This window comes from Streptomyces sp. NPDC016845 (assembly GCF_044332585.1).
Classification (GTDB): Bacteria; Actinomycetota; Actinomycetes; order Streptomycetales; family Streptomycetaceae; genus Streptomyces.
Map to the genome: position 1 here is coordinate 285,243 of NZ_JBIRPI010000006.1, position 14,666 is coordinate 299,908.

At 72.5% G+C, this 14,666-nt stretch carries 12 protein-coding genes, 1 pseudogene and 1 riboswitch; of the genes and pseudogenes, 9 read left to right on the top strand and 4 right to left on the bottom strand.

What is annotated here, in order from left to right; all coding sequences use genetic code 11:
• Positions 1-30: 30 nt before the first annotated feature.
• Positions 31-1,515, top strand: a complete 1,485-nt coding sequence (locus ACH4RC_RS19290) for a sensor histidine kinase (RefSeq protein WP_398202330.1) — start codon at positions 31-33, stop codon at positions 1,513-1,515.
• Entirely contained in the window at positions 1,512-2,213 is a 702-nt protein-coding gene (locus ACH4RC_RS19295) for a hypothetical protein (protein ID WP_398202185.1), read from the top strand. Before ACH4RC_RS19290 ends, ACH4RC_RS19295 begins: the two co-directional genes overlap by 4 nt.
• On the opposite strand, the gene ACH4RC_RS19300 is transcribed toward ACH4RC_RS19295, so the two are convergent.
• Positions 2,182-2,724, bottom strand: a complete 543-nt coding sequence (locus ACH4RC_RS19300; protein WP_398202188.1) for a DUF3592 domain-containing protein — start codon at positions 2,722-2,724, stop codon at positions 2,182-2,184. The genes ACH4RC_RS19295 and ACH4RC_RS19300 overlap by 32 nt on opposite strands.
• Before the next feature lie 8 nt (positions 2,725-2,732).
• Positions 2,733-3,335, bottom strand: a complete 603-nt coding sequence (locus tag ACH4RC_RS19305; RefSeq protein ID WP_398202189.1) for a TetR family transcriptional regulator — start codon at positions 3,333-3,335, stop codon at positions 2,733-2,735.
• Positions 3,336-3,445: 110 nt separating this feature from the next.
• Here ACH4RC_RS19305 and ACH4RC_RS19310 point away from each other — a divergent pair.
• Positions 3,446-4,393, top strand: a pseudogene (locus ACH4RC_RS19310) (oxidoreductase); the annotation flags it as partial.
• Between the two features lie 20 nt (positions 4,394-4,413).
• Here the strand turns inward: ACH4RC_RS19310 and ACH4RC_RS19315 are convergent.
• Entirely contained in the window at positions 4,414-5,124 is a 711-nt protein-coding gene (locus ACH4RC_RS19315; RefSeq protein WP_398202191.1) for a class I SAM-dependent methyltransferase, read from the bottom strand.
• Positions 5,125-5,430: 306 nt separating this feature from the next.
• Between ACH4RC_RS19315 and rho the strand changes: the two genes are divergently transcribed.
• The 6 genes from rho (at position 5,431) to ACH4RC_RS19345 (ending at position 12,537) form a co-directional block, all read left to right on the top strand.
• Positions 5,431-6,567, top strand: a complete 1,137-nt coding sequence (gene rho / locus ACH4RC_RS19320) for a transcription termination factor Rho (protein ID WP_398202192.1) — start codon at positions 5,431-5,433, stop codon at positions 6,565-6,567.
• 30 nt (positions 6,568-6,597) lie between these two features.
• A complete protein-coding gene (locus ACH4RC_RS19325) occupies positions 6,598-7,089 on the top strand; it encodes a GNAT family N-acetyltransferase (RefSeq protein WP_398202195.1) in 492 nt (163 codons plus the stop codon).
• An 88-nt stretch (positions 7,090-7,177) separates the two neighbouring features.
• Positions 7,178-7,681, top strand: coding sequence for an inorganic diphosphatase (locus ACH4RC_RS19330; RefSeq protein ID WP_398202196.1), 504 nt, complete (start codon positions 7,178-7,180; stop codon positions 7,679-7,681).
• 28 nt (positions 7,682-7,709) lie between these two features.
• A riboswitch (cobalamin riboswitch) is annotated at positions 7,710-7,933 on the top strand.
• A 30-nt stretch (positions 7,934-7,963) separates the two neighbouring features.
• A complete protein-coding gene (locus ACH4RC_RS19335) occupies positions 7,964-9,115 on the top strand; it encodes a HoxN/HupN/NixA family nickel/cobalt transporter (RefSeq protein WP_398202199.1) in 1,152 nt (383 codons plus the stop codon).
• Positions 9,116-10,547: 1,432 nt separating this feature from the next.
• The gene (locus ACH4RC_RS19340) at positions 10,548-11,525 is read left to right on the top strand and encodes a hypothetical protein (RefSeq protein ID WP_398202333.1); all 978 of its coding nucleotides are present in this window, start codon (positions 10,548-10,550) and stop codon (positions 11,523-11,525) included.
• A 268-nt stretch (positions 11,526-11,793) separates the two neighbouring features.
• Positions 11,794-12,537, top strand: coding sequence for a dienelactone hydrolase family protein (locus ACH4RC_RS19345; protein WP_398202202.1), 744 nt, complete (start codon positions 11,794-11,796; stop codon positions 12,535-12,537).
• A 74-nt stretch (positions 12,538-12,611) separates the two neighbouring features.
• Here ACH4RC_RS19345 and ACH4RC_RS19350 read toward each other — a convergent pair whose 3' ends face one another.
• Entirely contained in the window at positions 12,612-14,576 is a 1,965-nt protein-coding gene (locus tag ACH4RC_RS19350; protein WP_398202205.1) for a M13 family metallopeptidase, read from the bottom strand.
• Positions 14,577-14,666 lie beyond the last annotated feature (90 nt).

Sequence of the window (14,666 nt, forward strand, 5' to 3'; positions counted from 1 at the left end):
GGGATCCTGGGCAGACGCGGCGCGCTGAGGATGTGGTCCGCCGCCCGGCGCGCCCTGACCGGCCTCCGGGTCCGGCTGCTGCTCTCCTTCGTCCTGGTCGCCGCGGTGAGCGCGCTCGGCACCGGCGCCCTGACCTTCCGGGAGGCGCGGACCGGGGTGCTCCAGCAGAGCCAGGACACCGTGGTCAACCAGTTCCGGCAGAGCGTCGACGCGCTGATCCACACGGTGCCGCCCGCCCCGGTCCAGGCCGATCTCGACCACCTCGTGTCACAGCTCGCGCGCGACCACCGCCAGCAGGGCTGGCGGGTCCTGGGCACGTACGCGCGGCTGACCGCCGACTCGGCGCCCTCCCCCGGGCCCAGCGAACTGACGCCCGAGCTGCGGAAGTCGGTCACCACCCGCGCCGTCGCCGTCTTCCAGCGCGTCCGTACGGAGGGCCACTCCGTCCTGGTCGTCGGTCTGCCGGTCACCTTCGGCGCCGACGCCTCGCAGGCCCGCACCCTGTCCGGCCTCTCGCTCTACCTCGTGGTACCGCAACGAACCGAACAGACCTATGTGAACGCGCTGGTCACCGCGGTCGAACGGGCCACACTGCCCGCCCTCGGGCTCGCCGTCCTGCTGGCCCTGCTGCTCGCGCGCGGAGTGCTCCGCCCCGTACGGGCGCTGCGCGGCGCGACCCGCCGCATGGCCGGCGGGCACCTCGACACCCGGCTCACCGTCCAGGGCTCCGACGAGCTCGCCGAACTGTCGCGGGCGTTCAACGACACCGCTGCCGCCCTAGAGGAGTCCGTCGCCGAGCTGCGCCGCATGGAGGACCGGGCCCGCCGCTTCGCCGCCGATGTCTCGCACGAACTGCGCACCCCGCTGGCCGCTATGAGCGCCGTCACCGATGTCCTCGCCGAAGAGGCGCCGGGTCTCACGGGCGACACCGGGGACGCCGTCCGGCTGATCACGGAGGAGACGGTACGGCTGACCCGGCTCGTCGACGACCTGATGGAGATCTCCCGCTTCGACGCGGGGGCGGCCCGGCTCCACGCGGACGACATCGACGTGGCCGAGTCCCTGCGGCGCACGCTCTCGGCGCGCGGCTGGCTCACGGAGGTCGACACGGACCTGGCGGACGGGGTCCGCGCCCGGGTCGATCCGCGCCGCCTCGACGTGGTGGCCGCCAACCTGGTCGGCAATGCGCTGCGGCACGGCGGCCGGCCGGTGACGCTGACGTTGCGTCCGGCCCAGGACGTGACGGACAGCGGTCCGGGTCCTTGGGTGGTGATCGAGGTCGCCGACCGCGGGCCCGGCATCCCGGAGGCGGCGCTGCCGCACGTCTTCGACCGGTTCTACAAGGCCGGTACCGCCCGGAGCCGCAGCGAGAGCAGCGGCCTGGGCCTCGCCATCACCGCGGAGAACGTCCATCTGCACGGCGGCCGGGTCCACGCCGCCAACCGGCCGGACGGCGGCGCTCTCCTCACCGTCGTCCTGCCCGTGAGCCCCGACGCCGGAAGGGACGCGCAATGAGGCACCGTACGCGGCGGACGGCGCCGCTCCTGGGGACGGCTGCCCTCGCTCTCGGTCTGGCGGGGTGCGGGGTGCCGCCCTCGGAGGTGGTCGAGGTCGGCGAACCGGCGACCGGTATGTCACCGGCGACGGTGGTCTACTTCCTGGCCAGGGACGCGGCGGTCGGTCAGCCGCCAGAGCCGGAAGGCGCTTCGGCAGAGGCCGCTGACGGCGCCGCACCGGATGAGCCGATCGCCGCGGACGGCCCGGGAAGTCTGCAGGGCGTGCCCCGCCCCGCGGCGGCGACCGGCGCCGACCCCGTCTCGTACGCCGTGCGGAAGCTCCTCGCCGGGCCGACCGCCGCGGAGGCCGGCACACTGACGACGGCGCTGCCGCGACTGCCGGACGCGTCACGCCTCGCCGTGGAGACCGGCAGCGCCTCCGGGGCCGTCGTCGTCCGCTTCCCCGCGGGCACCGATCAGCCGTCCGTCACCGGTCTGCGCCAGCTGGCCTGCACGGTCGCAAGGGCCCATCAGGAGGACGGCGCACGACGCGGCGAGCCGGTCCCGGCGCCGTCGGCCGACACCGGTTCGGTCAGCGGGTCCGTCACCGGAGCGGTACCGGAGAGGCTGAGCCCGGTCGAGATCCGCGTCACCGGCGGGCGGCCGGGCGCGGACGGCTGGCAGGTCACCGTGGCGGCCGAGCGGTGCCCTTCGTGAGCGGGACGACCGCGCCGGCCGCGGGGACCCCAGGGTTGGCTCGCCGTCGTCGCCGCACGATCGCGACGGTCGCCCCGCCCCCGGCGATCAGCACTCCGACGCCGCCGAAGATCAGCGGCAGCAGCCACAGCGACTGAAAGCCGTTGATCTTCGCGTCCTCGGGGGATTCGGCCCGGTACAGCACCTCGACCCGCTCCCCCTCGTCGTAGGCGGGCGGCTTGGAGCCCGACGAGTCCGTGAAGGTCCTGCGCTCACCGTCCGCCGGGACGAACTCGACCACCGGGTACGCCACCGGCCCGCCGGAGGACGACCGGTGTTTCCGGGACCCGCTGCTGTGATCCGCGCGCCAGTCGAGGCCGACGACCGTCCCCGGCGCGCGCTCGGCGTTCGCCACGTACGAGGCCGACACCCCTGCCGTGATCGCCCCGATGACCATGAACAGCGCCCCGAACGCGATCAGCGCGAAGGTGATCCACCACGCGGGGCCGCGCCCCCGTGTCCGCGTCCGCACGATTCCCCTCACCGGTCCAGCGCGCCCGCGACGACCGCGAACGCCTCGTCGAGCAAAGCTACGGGGTCCTGCGCCGCGTCGCTCGCGCTCCAGCGCTCCAGGACGACGTGGAACGCGTTGAGCGCGGTGCCCGTGGCGAGGCGCGGGTAGAGGTCGGCCTCGGGGTCCAGGCCGACGCGGGCGGCCAGCTCACCGGCGAGATCGTCGCGCCACTGGACCTGGCGCTCCAGGAAGCGGGCGTGCAGCGCCGGGGTACGCAGGATCAACTGGACGACGCGCAGCGCCCGTTCGGAGTCTGCGGCGCAGGTGGTGACGGGTACCCGCACCGCGTGCAACAGGGCCTCGGCGGGCGCCTCACCGGCCGGGCGCCCGGCGAGAGCGGCGCGCATGTCCGCGCCCATGCCGGCCAGGAACTGGACGACGACGTCCTCCTTGGACGCGAAGTACCGGAAGAAGGTCCGCTTGGAGACTCCGGCCGCCGCGACGATCTCGTCGACGGTGACCGTGTCGAAGCCCTTGAGCGCGAGCAGCTGCAAGGCCGCCTCGGTCAGTTCGTCCGACACGAGCTGTCTCTTGCGCTGGGCCAGGCTCAGCTGGGGTCGCGTGCTCACCCGCACACCCTACATGCGGCTTACATCCCATGCCCTCACCGACACTCGGTAGCATTCTGACACTCAGTATCTTCTTGACACCAAGTGCCACCAAGGTCAGGCTGTGCCGCATGAGTGGAAACAGCGAGAGCGAGCAGGGCGAAGCGCGCGGACGGCGGTGGAGCGCGGACCGGATCCCCGACCAGACCGGACGGGTCGTCGTCATCACGGGGGCGGCCGGTGGTCTCGGCCTGGCCGCCACCAGAGCTCTCGCACGGCGGGGCGCGCAGGTGGTCCTCGCCGTGCGCGACCCGGACAAGGGGCGGGCCGCCGCCGCGACGGTCACCGCGCGCCGGCCGGACGCGCGGCTCGACGTGCGCCGCCTCGACCTCACCGACCTCGACTCGGTGCGGGCCTTCGCCGACGGCCTGCACGCCGACCACCCGCACATCGACCTCCTGCTCAACAACGCCGGGGTGATGGCGCCGCCGCGCACGCTCAGCGCCCAGGGCCATGAGATCCAGTTCGCGACGAACCACCTCGGGCACTTCGCGCTCACCGGCCTGCTGCTCGACCAGCTGAGCCGGGCGCCGCAGCCGCGCGTGGTGACGGTGAGCTCGCTCGAGCACCGCAAGGGCCGCGTCGACTTCGGCGACCTGAGCGGTGAGCGCGGCTACGACCCGATGGCGTTCTACCGGCAGTCGAAGCTGGCCAACGCTCTCTTCGGCCTCGAACTGCACCGACGCCTGGCGGCCGTCGGCTCCCCGCTGCGCAGCGTGCTCGCGCACCCCGGGTACAGCGCGACCGGCCTGCAGACCAACGGCACGGTCCGGCTGCCGCGCCTGGTCTTCGGGTACCTGGCCAGGCCCCTGGCCCAGTCGGCCGACCATGGCGCGCTGCCGCTCCTGTACGCGGCGGCCGAACCCGGCGTCCGGGGCGGCGAGTTCATCGGGCCCGGCGGCCGGGGAGAGCTGCGCGGTGCGCCGACGCGGGTCCGCCCGGCGCCGGCGGCGCTCGACACCGGGGCGGCGCGGCGGCTGTGGGAGGTCTCGGAGGAGCTGACGGATGTGCGCTTCCCCCGGGACCGCGCGGGCACGCCTCAGAGCCTGGTGGCCACGACCAGCCGGCAGCGCGGGCTGCCGTCGGGCCGCTCGCCCAGCTCGGGCAGGTCCCGCAGCGCGACGTCGAACCCGGCCGACGCCAACTCCCGCCGCACGTAGCTCAGCCGGAACGGCCGGTAGTACATGACGAACGGCGGACGCCACACGGCGTTGCGCACGCGCATCACGCCGTCGAAGCCGAGCATCATCCAGTACGCGGGCGACCCCGGCCGCGCCGGAGCGGGCAGCGGGAACGCGAACTGCCCGCCCGGGCGCAGCACTTGACGCACCTGCGTGAAGAGACCCGGGTACTGGCCCGGCAGGAAGTGGCCGAACGCGCCGAAGCTCACCACCAGGTCGAAGACGGGGCGGAAGGGCAGCGCGAGGGCGTCGCCGCGCACGTACGAGGCGGCCGGTTCCTCCCCGCGCGCGACGTCCAGCATGCCCGCGCTGAAATCGACGCCCACGGTCCGCCCGGCGCACACCTCGCGCAGCACACCGAGCCCCGCCCCGGTTCCGCAGCACAGGTCGAGCCCGTCCCCGTACGGGCCGAGGTCGCGCAGCGCCCGCCCGACCGGCGTGAGGACGCTGTCCGGCGTGCGGAACGGGGTCTGGTCGAACTTCGGGGCGAGCAGGTCGTAGCCGCGCTCGACCGACGACAGCGCCTGAACGGCCAGCTCGCGGAGGGTGGGGCCGTGGGGTGTGAACATGGCCGGTCAGCATAGATCGGCGGGGCCGTGAAGTCCGCTGTTGCCGTCCGCCCGGACATGAGTGCTACAGTGCGAGTGGCACGTGTGTACGCCCCTTCCGTGGCGCCGGTGCCGATCCCTTCTCGCTTCTCGGCGATCTGTCTTTCCCAGCGCCTCAGCGCGCGCATCTCTTCCGGCCACGGGCTGTCCTGCCCGTCCCACGGGGCGTGATGTTCCGCCCCGCCGCCCGCCGGTCCCCCTTCCCTTCTCCACTTCCCTTCTTCACTCCGCGTACGAACAGCGTCCGCGAAAGGACCGTGATCGACCATGACCACCACCACACTGGAAGCACCGGACACCTCGGTGAGGACGGCCGCCGCCGGTGTCCTCGACATCGGCGCGAACGGGGCGGGGCACCTGCGCGCCGCCGACCTGCTGCCGACCTCCCACGACGTCCAGGTCCCCGCGGCGCTCGTCCGCCGGCTCGGGCTGCGCAAGGGCGACTTCGTCGACGGGCTGTGCGCGAGGCCGCACACCCTCGCCCAGGTCGAGACCGTCGACGGCGCACCCGTGGACGCCGTCCGAAGCCGCCCCCGCTTCGGCGACCTCACCCCGCTCCACCCGTCCGAGCGGCTGCGCATGGAGAGCCCGGCGAGCAGCCTCGGGGGCCGCGTCGTCGACCTCTTCGCGCCGGTCGGCAAGGGGCAGCGCGGCCTGCTCGTCGCGCCGCCGAAGACCGGCAAGACCGTCCTGCTGCAGCAGCTCGCCGCCGCCGTCGCCGCCAACCACCCCGAGGCCCACCTCATGGTGGTGCTCGTCGACGAACGCCCCGAGGAGGTCACCGACATGCGGCGCTCCGTGCGCGGCGACGTGTACGCCTCCACCTTCGACCAGCACGCCAAGGCGCACATCGCGCTCGCGGAACTCGCCGTCGAACGCGCCAAGCGCCTGGTCGAGCGGGGCCGCGACGTGGTCATCCTGCTGGACTCCCTCACCCGGCTGTGCCGCGCCCACAACAACGCGGCCTCCTCAGGCGGCCGCACCCTGTCCGGCGGAGTCGACGCCGCCGCGCTGCTCGGCCCGAAGCGGCTGTTCGGAGCCGCCCGCAACACCGAGGAGGCCGGCTCCCTGACGATCCTCGCCACCGCCCTCGTCGACACCGGCTCCCGCGCCGACGACTACTTCTTCGAGGAGCTGAAGAGCACCGGCAACATGGAGCTGCGCCTCGACCGCGCACTCGCCGACCGCCGCGTCCACCCGGCCGTCGAGATCGCCCCGTCCGGCACGCGCCGCGAGGAACTCCTGCTCTCCGGGCCCGAGTTGGCGGCCCGGCGCGGGCTGCGCCGGGCGCTCCAGAACCGGGACGGCCACTCCTCCTATGAAGCGCTGCTCGACAAACTGCGCCACACCCCCGACAACGCCGCGTTCCTGCGCCAGGTCCACACGACGGTGCCCACGAGCTGAGGCCGCGATCAGATACGTAACATTCGAGGCATGACATCGAGCATCACGCGGCGCGGCGGTGGTCCCGCCGTCACGGTGCGCCGGGCCACGGCGCGCGACGCCAAGCGCCTGACCCGGCTCGTACGCGGCTCCCGCGCTTACGAGGGGCCGTACGCGGCGATGGTCGCGGAGTACCGGGTCGGCCCCGACTACATCGAGGCGCACCGGGTCTTCGTCGCGGCATCCCTGGCCGACGACCGCGTGCTCGGCTTCTACTCCCTGCTCCTCGCCCCGCCGGAGCTGGACCTGATGTTCGTCGCGAACGACGCGCAGGGGCTGGGCATCGGGCGGCTGCTCGTCGCGCACATGCGGGACGAGGCGCACACCGCGGGGCTCGACCACGTACGCGTCGTCGCCCATCCGCCGGCCGAGGGCTTCTACCGCAGTGTCGGGGCGCACCGCACGGGCACGGCCGTCGCACGCCCCCCGGTCGTCGCATGGGACCGGCCAGAACTCGTCTTCCCCATCGCCCCCGCAGCCTGAGGAGCTGTCCGAGGGGTTCCGCCCCCGGCCCGCGCGGCGCACACTCGGTGGCAATTCGAGCGGGCGGCAATGCGGCAAGGAGGCCACATTGGGCGGCAGCGAGACGCGCGGCGACGCGTTCGACGTGATCGTGGAGATCCCGCAGGGCTCCAGGAACAAGTACGAGATGGACCACGAGATCGGGCGGATCCGGCTCGACCGGATGCTGTTCACCTCGACCCAGTACCCCGCGGACTACGGCTACGTACAAGGCACCCTCGGCGGCGACGGCGATCCCCTGGACGCGCTCGTGCTGACCGGTGACGCGACGTTCCCCGGCTGCGTCATCCAGTGCCGGGCCATCGGCATGTTCGTGATGAGCGACGAGAAGGGCCCGGACGAGAAGATCCTGTGCGTGCCCGCGCACGACCCGCGCCACACGGACATCCAGGACATCGACGACCTCCCCGAGTTCGACCGCCTGGAGATCACCCACTTCTTCGAGGTCTACAAGGACCTGGAGCCCGGCAAGTCCGTGGAGGGCTCGCACTGGGAGGGGCGGGAGAAGGCGTACGAGGAGATCGGGCGGGCGCGCGAACGCCGGGATCGGTAGCCGCCCGTGGCGCCGCGGCGGCCGTCCTCTATGGTGGGCGGGCCGTGGTGCTCGGGAAGACCGGTGACGGCCCCCAGGGGTCAAGTCCGGAGCGGCCCTCGCCACTGTGATCGGGTTCCGCGCCGTCCCTCCCGGGCCGGTGGGGAGCGCTCCGTTCCCTCACGCCACTGGCTGCCTCCGGGCGGCTGGGAAGGCAGGAGCGGTGCGCCATGCCCGTAAGCCAGGAGACCGGCCACGGCATCTCACGAAGTGATCCACGAGGTGCTGGAGCGTGATCAAGGCATGGCCCTGCCCGGAAACTCCCCTGTCGACTCCCCGGTCGGCTCTTCCGCCGACTCCTCCGTCGGCTCCCCCGTCGGCTCCCCCGCTTTCCGCTGGCGCCGTGAGGACACCGTCCGTACGGCGGGTCTCCTGGCGGTGATCGCGGTGCTGCACGTCGTCGCGTTCGGTGTGCTGTTCCTCCTGGTCGTCCCCGAGCACTACGAGGTCGGCAACAAGGCGTTCGGCATCGGGCTCGGCATCACCGCGTACACGCTCGGGATGCGGCACGCGTTCGACGCCGACCACATCGCGGCCATCGACAACACGACCCGCAAGCTGATGGCCGACGGCAAGCGCCCCGTCTCGGTCGGGTTCTGGTTCGCGCTCGGCCACTCCAGTGTGGTCGTCGCCATGGCGGCGCTGGTGGCGGGCGGCGCGGCGCTCGCCGGAACCCTGCTCAACGACGAGTCCCGCACGCACCAGGTCCTGGGCGTGGTGGGCACGACGGTGTCGGGCACGTTCCTGTACCTGATCGCGGCGCTCAACCTGGTGGCGCTGCTGGGCATCCTGAAGGTGTTCCGGGCGATGCGCGAGGGCTCGTACGACGAGCGGGAACTGGAACAGCACCTGGACTCGCGGGGATTCATGAACCGCATCCTCGGCCGCTTCACCAGGTCGATCACCCGCCCCGGCCAGATGTACCCGCTCGGCTTCCTCTTCGGCCTCGGCTTCGACACGGCGACCGAGGTGACGCTGATGGTGATGGCGGGCAGCGGGGCCGCGGCCGGACTGCCCTGGTACGCGATCCTCTGCCTGCCGCTGCTCTTCGCGGCGGGCATGAGCCTGTTCGACACGCTGGACGGGACGTTCATGAACTTCGCGTACCAGTGGGCTTTCTCCAACCCGGTGCGCAAGGTGTTCTACAACCTGACCATCACCGGCCTGTCGATCGCGGTCGCGTTCTTCATCGGCACGATCGAGCTGGTCGGCGTCCTGCACGAGAAACTCGCCCTGACGGACGCGGTGACCGGCTGGATCGCCGGCCTCGACCTCGACAACGTGGGCTACGTGATCGTCGGCCTGTTCGTCGCGGTGTGGGCGGCGGCGCTCGCGTACTGGCGTCTCGCCCGGGTCGAACAGCGCTGGTCGGCGCGGGTCGCCGAGGGTGGTTAGAACGGAGCTCGTGGGTCCTCCGTGACGAGGGCGCACAGGGGGGCGCGCGAAAGCGGGCCGTTCGGCCCCACCACGAGGGTCACTCGGCCCGCTTACTCCGGCAGCCCCCCTGGGGATACTGCTGAGCAGAGCCTCCCGTGCCCTCGCTCTCCCGCCGCGGCGCACGGTCGAGGCCCGGGCCCGCCGGTCGCAGTAGGGGGAGCTGCAATCGGCGGGCCCGGCAACCTGCCCAGGGGGGACCGGGTGTTGTGTACTCGGGGCGGGGGTGGCGCGGGTGGTTCCGCCGGGGTGATCGCGCACGGGGCGAGGTCTGTGCGGACGGGCTTGGCGAGCTGGTTCTGTGCCGGGGGCGTTCCGTGCGGGTGGCTCCGCCGAGGTGATCCCGCCGAGGTGACTCCGCGCTGGGCACGCCCTGCGCGGGCGACCTCACGGAGGTACCTCCGGCGCCGAACGCCTCCTGCGCGAGCGACCCCGCCGGGGTACTCGGCGCCGGATGAGTCTTACGCGGGGTGAGTCCTGTGCGGGGTGTGGTCCGTGGGGGGCACGCTTACGTGCGGGGTGCGGTCCGTGCGCGGTGCGCGCCGTGGGGGGTGCGTTGTGTGGGGGGGCACGCTTACGTGCGGAGTGCGGTCCGTGCGCGGTGCGGTCCGTGCGCGGTGCGCGCCGTGGGGGTGCGGTCCGTGCGGGGCACGCTTACGTGCGGGGTGCGCTTTGTACGGGTGCGGTCCGTACGGGGCGGGCTCCGTGCGGGGCGGGCTCCGTGCGGGGTGCGCTCTGCGGGGTGCGTTCTGTGCGGGAGAACTCCATGCGTGCGCTTCGTGCGGGGCACGCTTCGTGCGGTGCGCTTCGTGCGCGGCGCGCTCCATGTGGTGGTGTCGCCGAGGTCGTTCTCTGCGGGCGGAGCTATGGCCTGCCCGCCGGGGGCGCGTCGCCTTGGAACCCGGCGCGGTCGGGACCAACCCCCACAGGGCGGACAGGGCTGACCTGCCCGTCGCAGCCTGGTCGGGGCGGGCCTCACCGGGGCCGAGCCGCCCGGGGCGATAAGGTATCGGGTCGAACCGCACGCGCCCGAGCACTCAGGAGCACCTACGTGACCGTAGCCATCGACTCGTCCGAGGCACCCGTTCCGTCCGGCGAGAACAACGGGGAGACGACCGCCGCGGAGCCCACGCCCGGTGCCGACGTGCCGGCGGCACGGCACGCCGGCGCGGACGAGGAGACGGCCGGGCCGCTGGGCATCGCCGCCACCTGGGCTCCCCCCGCCGACCAGGCCGAACAGCCCGGTCAGGTCAGCGTGCCCGGCCCGGCCGTTCCCGACGGCGAGACCGCGGCGACCCCGTCGCCCGACCTTTCCGGCCAGGAGGCAGCCGACTCCGACAACTTCTGGCAGCCCGCGGACGCCGAGGACGCCCCGCGCGAGGTTCCTGAGGCGATCTCTCGGGATGCCAAGGAGTTCGGGGTCTACGCCCGTACCGGTGGATGGACGTTCGCGCTGAAGGTGGCCAGGAGTGTGCGGCCCGGGGGCCAGCCCGCGGGGGAATCGCCGAAGGTCTCCGCCCGGAAGTTCGCCGAGCTGGCGGAGTGCTCCGCCGACCGTGTCATGCGGTTCTACAAGGCATGGGACAGGGCGGCGGACGACGGCGTGGTCCCGCAGTTCGAGGCGCTGGCGCCGGGCGCCGAGATCGAGTTGCCGGACGCCGACCTGTGGCTGCAGTACTACGTCTCCCGTTCCAGCGCGACCAGCGTGCGCGGCCAGGCCATCACCGAGGCCGCGGAGGCGGAGGGCATCCGGCCCACCAAGGCCCTGGAGGTCGCCGAGAACCCGACGGCGCTGCGGGCCGCGATCCTCGCCGACCCGGGCACCGCGGAGGCGGCCCGTAAGGCGCTGCTCGACCGCCTCGACGAGGACCCGCTGCTCCGCTCGGACCTGGCCCGCGACATCGTGCGTACGGACGATCTGAAGAAGGCCGTCGCCGAGGAGTCCAAGACCGGCGACCGGCTCGAATACGTACGCAAGATCGCCGAGGAGGGCCAGGTCAAGACGGCCGCGGGCCAGAAGATCGAGGCCCCGCGGCAACTCCGCGAGGAGGCCGAGCGGCACCTCTCCCTGATCGACGAGCTCGACGAGGACGAGGAGGCGGGCGAGTGGGCCCGCGAGGCGTACGACTCCGTGCGCACGCTGATCGCGGAGACCGTCGAGGCGGACCCCGAGCTGCGGGTGCAGGAGCGGCGCGCGAAGTTCTACAGCAGCCTGCAGAAGGCGACGAAGGCGTTCGAGGAGCTGACCTTCGACGACGTCCAGGAGATCGACGACATCTACGAGGACGACATGGTGCGCCGCCTGGAAGAGCTGCAGACGGCCATCTCGGCGTGCATCTCCGCGCTGCAGATCGCCCAGCAGAAGGGCTGATCGCCGCCCCGCCCACAACACCCCGATGCCCGGCCTCCCTCGTGGGAGCGCCGGGCATTGATGGTCATGGCGCAGATCTCGACGACGGTCCTGGTGCCGCGGATCGGCCCGAAGACCATCATCCCCGGCGGACGCAGGACCCGGACGCGGCACCGGTCGTTCACATGCGACTCGTGCTGGTCCACATACGGCGGCCCCTGCGCATGTCCCGACGGAGGCAGTGGCATCGTGGGGAACGATCACCGAGCTTCAGCCCAGGAGGCACCCCATGGCGGACACCCCCGACACCTCGAACACCCCCGGCGCCCCTCGCGCCACCGGCCGTACGGCCCACCAGAACGTGACGTTCGACAGCAACGGCACCCCCGCCCACGGCTACCTGGCCCTGCCGCCCACGGGCAGCGGCCCGGGCGTCATCGTCATCCAGGAGTGGTGGGGCCTGACCGACCACATCGCCGACGTGACCAACCGCCTCGCGGGCGAGGGCTACGTGGCGCTCGCGCCCGACCTGTACGGCGGCAACGTGGCGCACGACTCCGGCGAGGCGCTGCGCATGATGCGGGACCTGCCGGTCGAGCGCGGCGTCGAACTGCTCTCCGGCGCCGTCGACCACCTGCTTTCGCTGCCCGAGGTCACCTCGGACTCCGTCGGCGCGGTCGGCTTCTGCATGGGCGGCGGCTTCGTCCTCCACCTGGCGGCCAAGGACCCGCGGGTCGGCGCGGCCGTCCCGTTCTACGGCGTCATCCAGGGCGAGGTCCCCGACTTCTCGCGGCTCAAGGCCCAGATCCTCGGCCACTACGGCGAACAGGACGAGGCGATCCCGGTCCCCACCCTCGACGGCCTGCGCCGCACCATCAAGGACCAGTCGGGCATCGAGGCGGACCTGCGCCTCTACCCGGCGGGCCACGCCTTCTTCAACGACGGCCGCCCGGAGGCGTACGACCCGGAGGCATCGGCGAAGGCCTGGACGGCGACGCTGGACTTCCTGCGATCGAACCTCTCCGGCGTCTGAGGAGCGGGGTGGGGCGGAGCCCCGAGACGGTGCGGCCGGACGGCATCAGCTGTCCGGCCCCGCCGCCGCACCGACTACCAGATCCGCACCCGGTCAGCCGGATCGAGCCACAACCCGTCCCCCACGGCAGTGGCGAACGCCGAGTGGAACTCATCCAGGTTCCGCACGATGTTCGCCCGGAACTCCGGCGGCGAGTGCGGGTCGATCGTCAGGTACTGCTGCTCCTGCTCCTTGCGCCGCTTGGTGCGCCAGCAGTACGCCCAGTTCAGGAAGAGCCGCTGCGAGCCGCTGAGCCCGTCCTCGCCGGCCGGCACCTCCGCACCGTCGAGCGAGATCAGATAAGCGGTGTGCCCGATGGTGAGGCCGCCGAGGTCGCCGATGTTCTCGCCCACGGTCAGTGACCCGTTGACGTACTCGCCGGGCAGGTTGCGCGGCGAGAAGCCGTCGTACTGCTTGATGAGCGCCTTCGACTTGCCATCGAAGGCGGCCTTGTCGTCGGCGGTCCACCAGTCGTTGAGGTTGCCCTGGCCGTCGTACTGGGCGCCCTGGTCGTCGAAGCCGTGGCCGATCTCGTGGCCGATGACGGCGCCGATGCCGCCGTAGTTCTCGGCGGCGTCCGCGTCCGGCGAGAAGAACGGCTTCTGCAGGATGCCGGCCGGGAAGCAGATCTCGTTGGTGCCCGGGTTGTAGTAGGCGTTGACGGTCTGCGGCAGCATGAACCACTCGTCGCGGTCGACCGGGGCACCGATCTTGGCCATCTGGCGGTCGTGCTCGAAGGCGTCGGCGGCGTGCGCGTTGGCCACCAGGTCGTCGGCGACGACGGTGAGCGCCGAGTAGTCGCGGAACCGGTCCGGATAGCCGATCTTCGGGCGGAACGTGGCGAGCTTCTCGTAGGCCCGTTCCTTCGTCTCGTCGGTCATCCAGTCCAGGGCGGCAATGGACTGCCGGTACGCCGCGAGCAGGTTGGCGACCAGGTCGTCCATGAGCGCCTTGGACGTGGGCGGGAAGTGCCGGGCCACGTACTCCTTGCCGACGGCCTCGCCCATGGCGCCCTCGACGAAGGCGACGGCGCGCTTCCAGCGGGCGCGCAGCTCGGGGGTGCCGTTCAGCGTGCGCCCGTAGAACTCGAAGTTGTTGCGGACGAACGCGGAGGACAGGTACGGGGCGCTGCCTCGCACCACGCGCACCGTCAGCCAGTCGCGCCACTGCTCGATGGGCGTCTCGGCGAGGACCGTGGAGAGGTGGGCGAGGTAGGAGGGCTGGCGGACGCAGGACCGGGCGAGCGTGTCGTCGTTGCCGCCGAGCCCGGTGACGTAGCCGCGCCAGTCGAACTCCGGGGCAAGCGTGGTGAGTTCGTCGAACGTCGTCAGGTTGTACGTCTTCTGCACGTCCCGCGTCTCGGCGCGCTCCCAGTGTCCGGCGGCGAGCCGGGTCTCCAGGGCGAGCACGGTGCGCGCGGCGGCGGCCGGGTCGGCGTGCTCGGCGAGTGTGAGCAGCTCGGTGAGGTAGCCCTCGTACTTCTCGCGCGTCTCGGCGAACTTCTCGTCGCGGTAGTACGACTCGTCGGGCAGGCCGAGGCCGCCCTGGAGGATGTTGTAGAGGTAGCGGTCGGAGTCGCGGTCGTCGGTGTCGATGTAGGCGCCGAAGAGGCCGGAGCCGCCGATGCGCTCGAAGCGGCCGATGAAGGCGGCGAGCTGGCGCACGTCGGCGAGCCCCGCCACCTCCGCGAGCAGGGGGCGCACCGGGTCGAGGCCGCGGGCCTCGGCGGCGTCCTCGTCCATGAACGACGCGTAGAGGTCGGCGATCTTGCGCGCCTCGTCCGGTGCGAGGCCGGTGGTGCCGCCCGCCGCGGTCTCCTGAATGATCTGCCTGACCTGCTGCTCGGCGACGTCGACGAGCTGCACGAAGGGGCCCCAGCTGGAGCGGTCGTCGGGGATCGGCTCGGTCGCGAGCCAGCGGCCGTTCACGTGGCCGAAGAGGTCGTCCTGCGGTCGGATCTCCGGGTCCATGCCCGGACGTGCGTCATCCAGAGTGCTCATCAACGCAGCCTACCCAGGTCAGAGCGGGAAAAGCTGCTCGGCTACGCCACCGCCCCGGACGGCGGGGAGCCGTCCGGGGCGGTGTGGCGC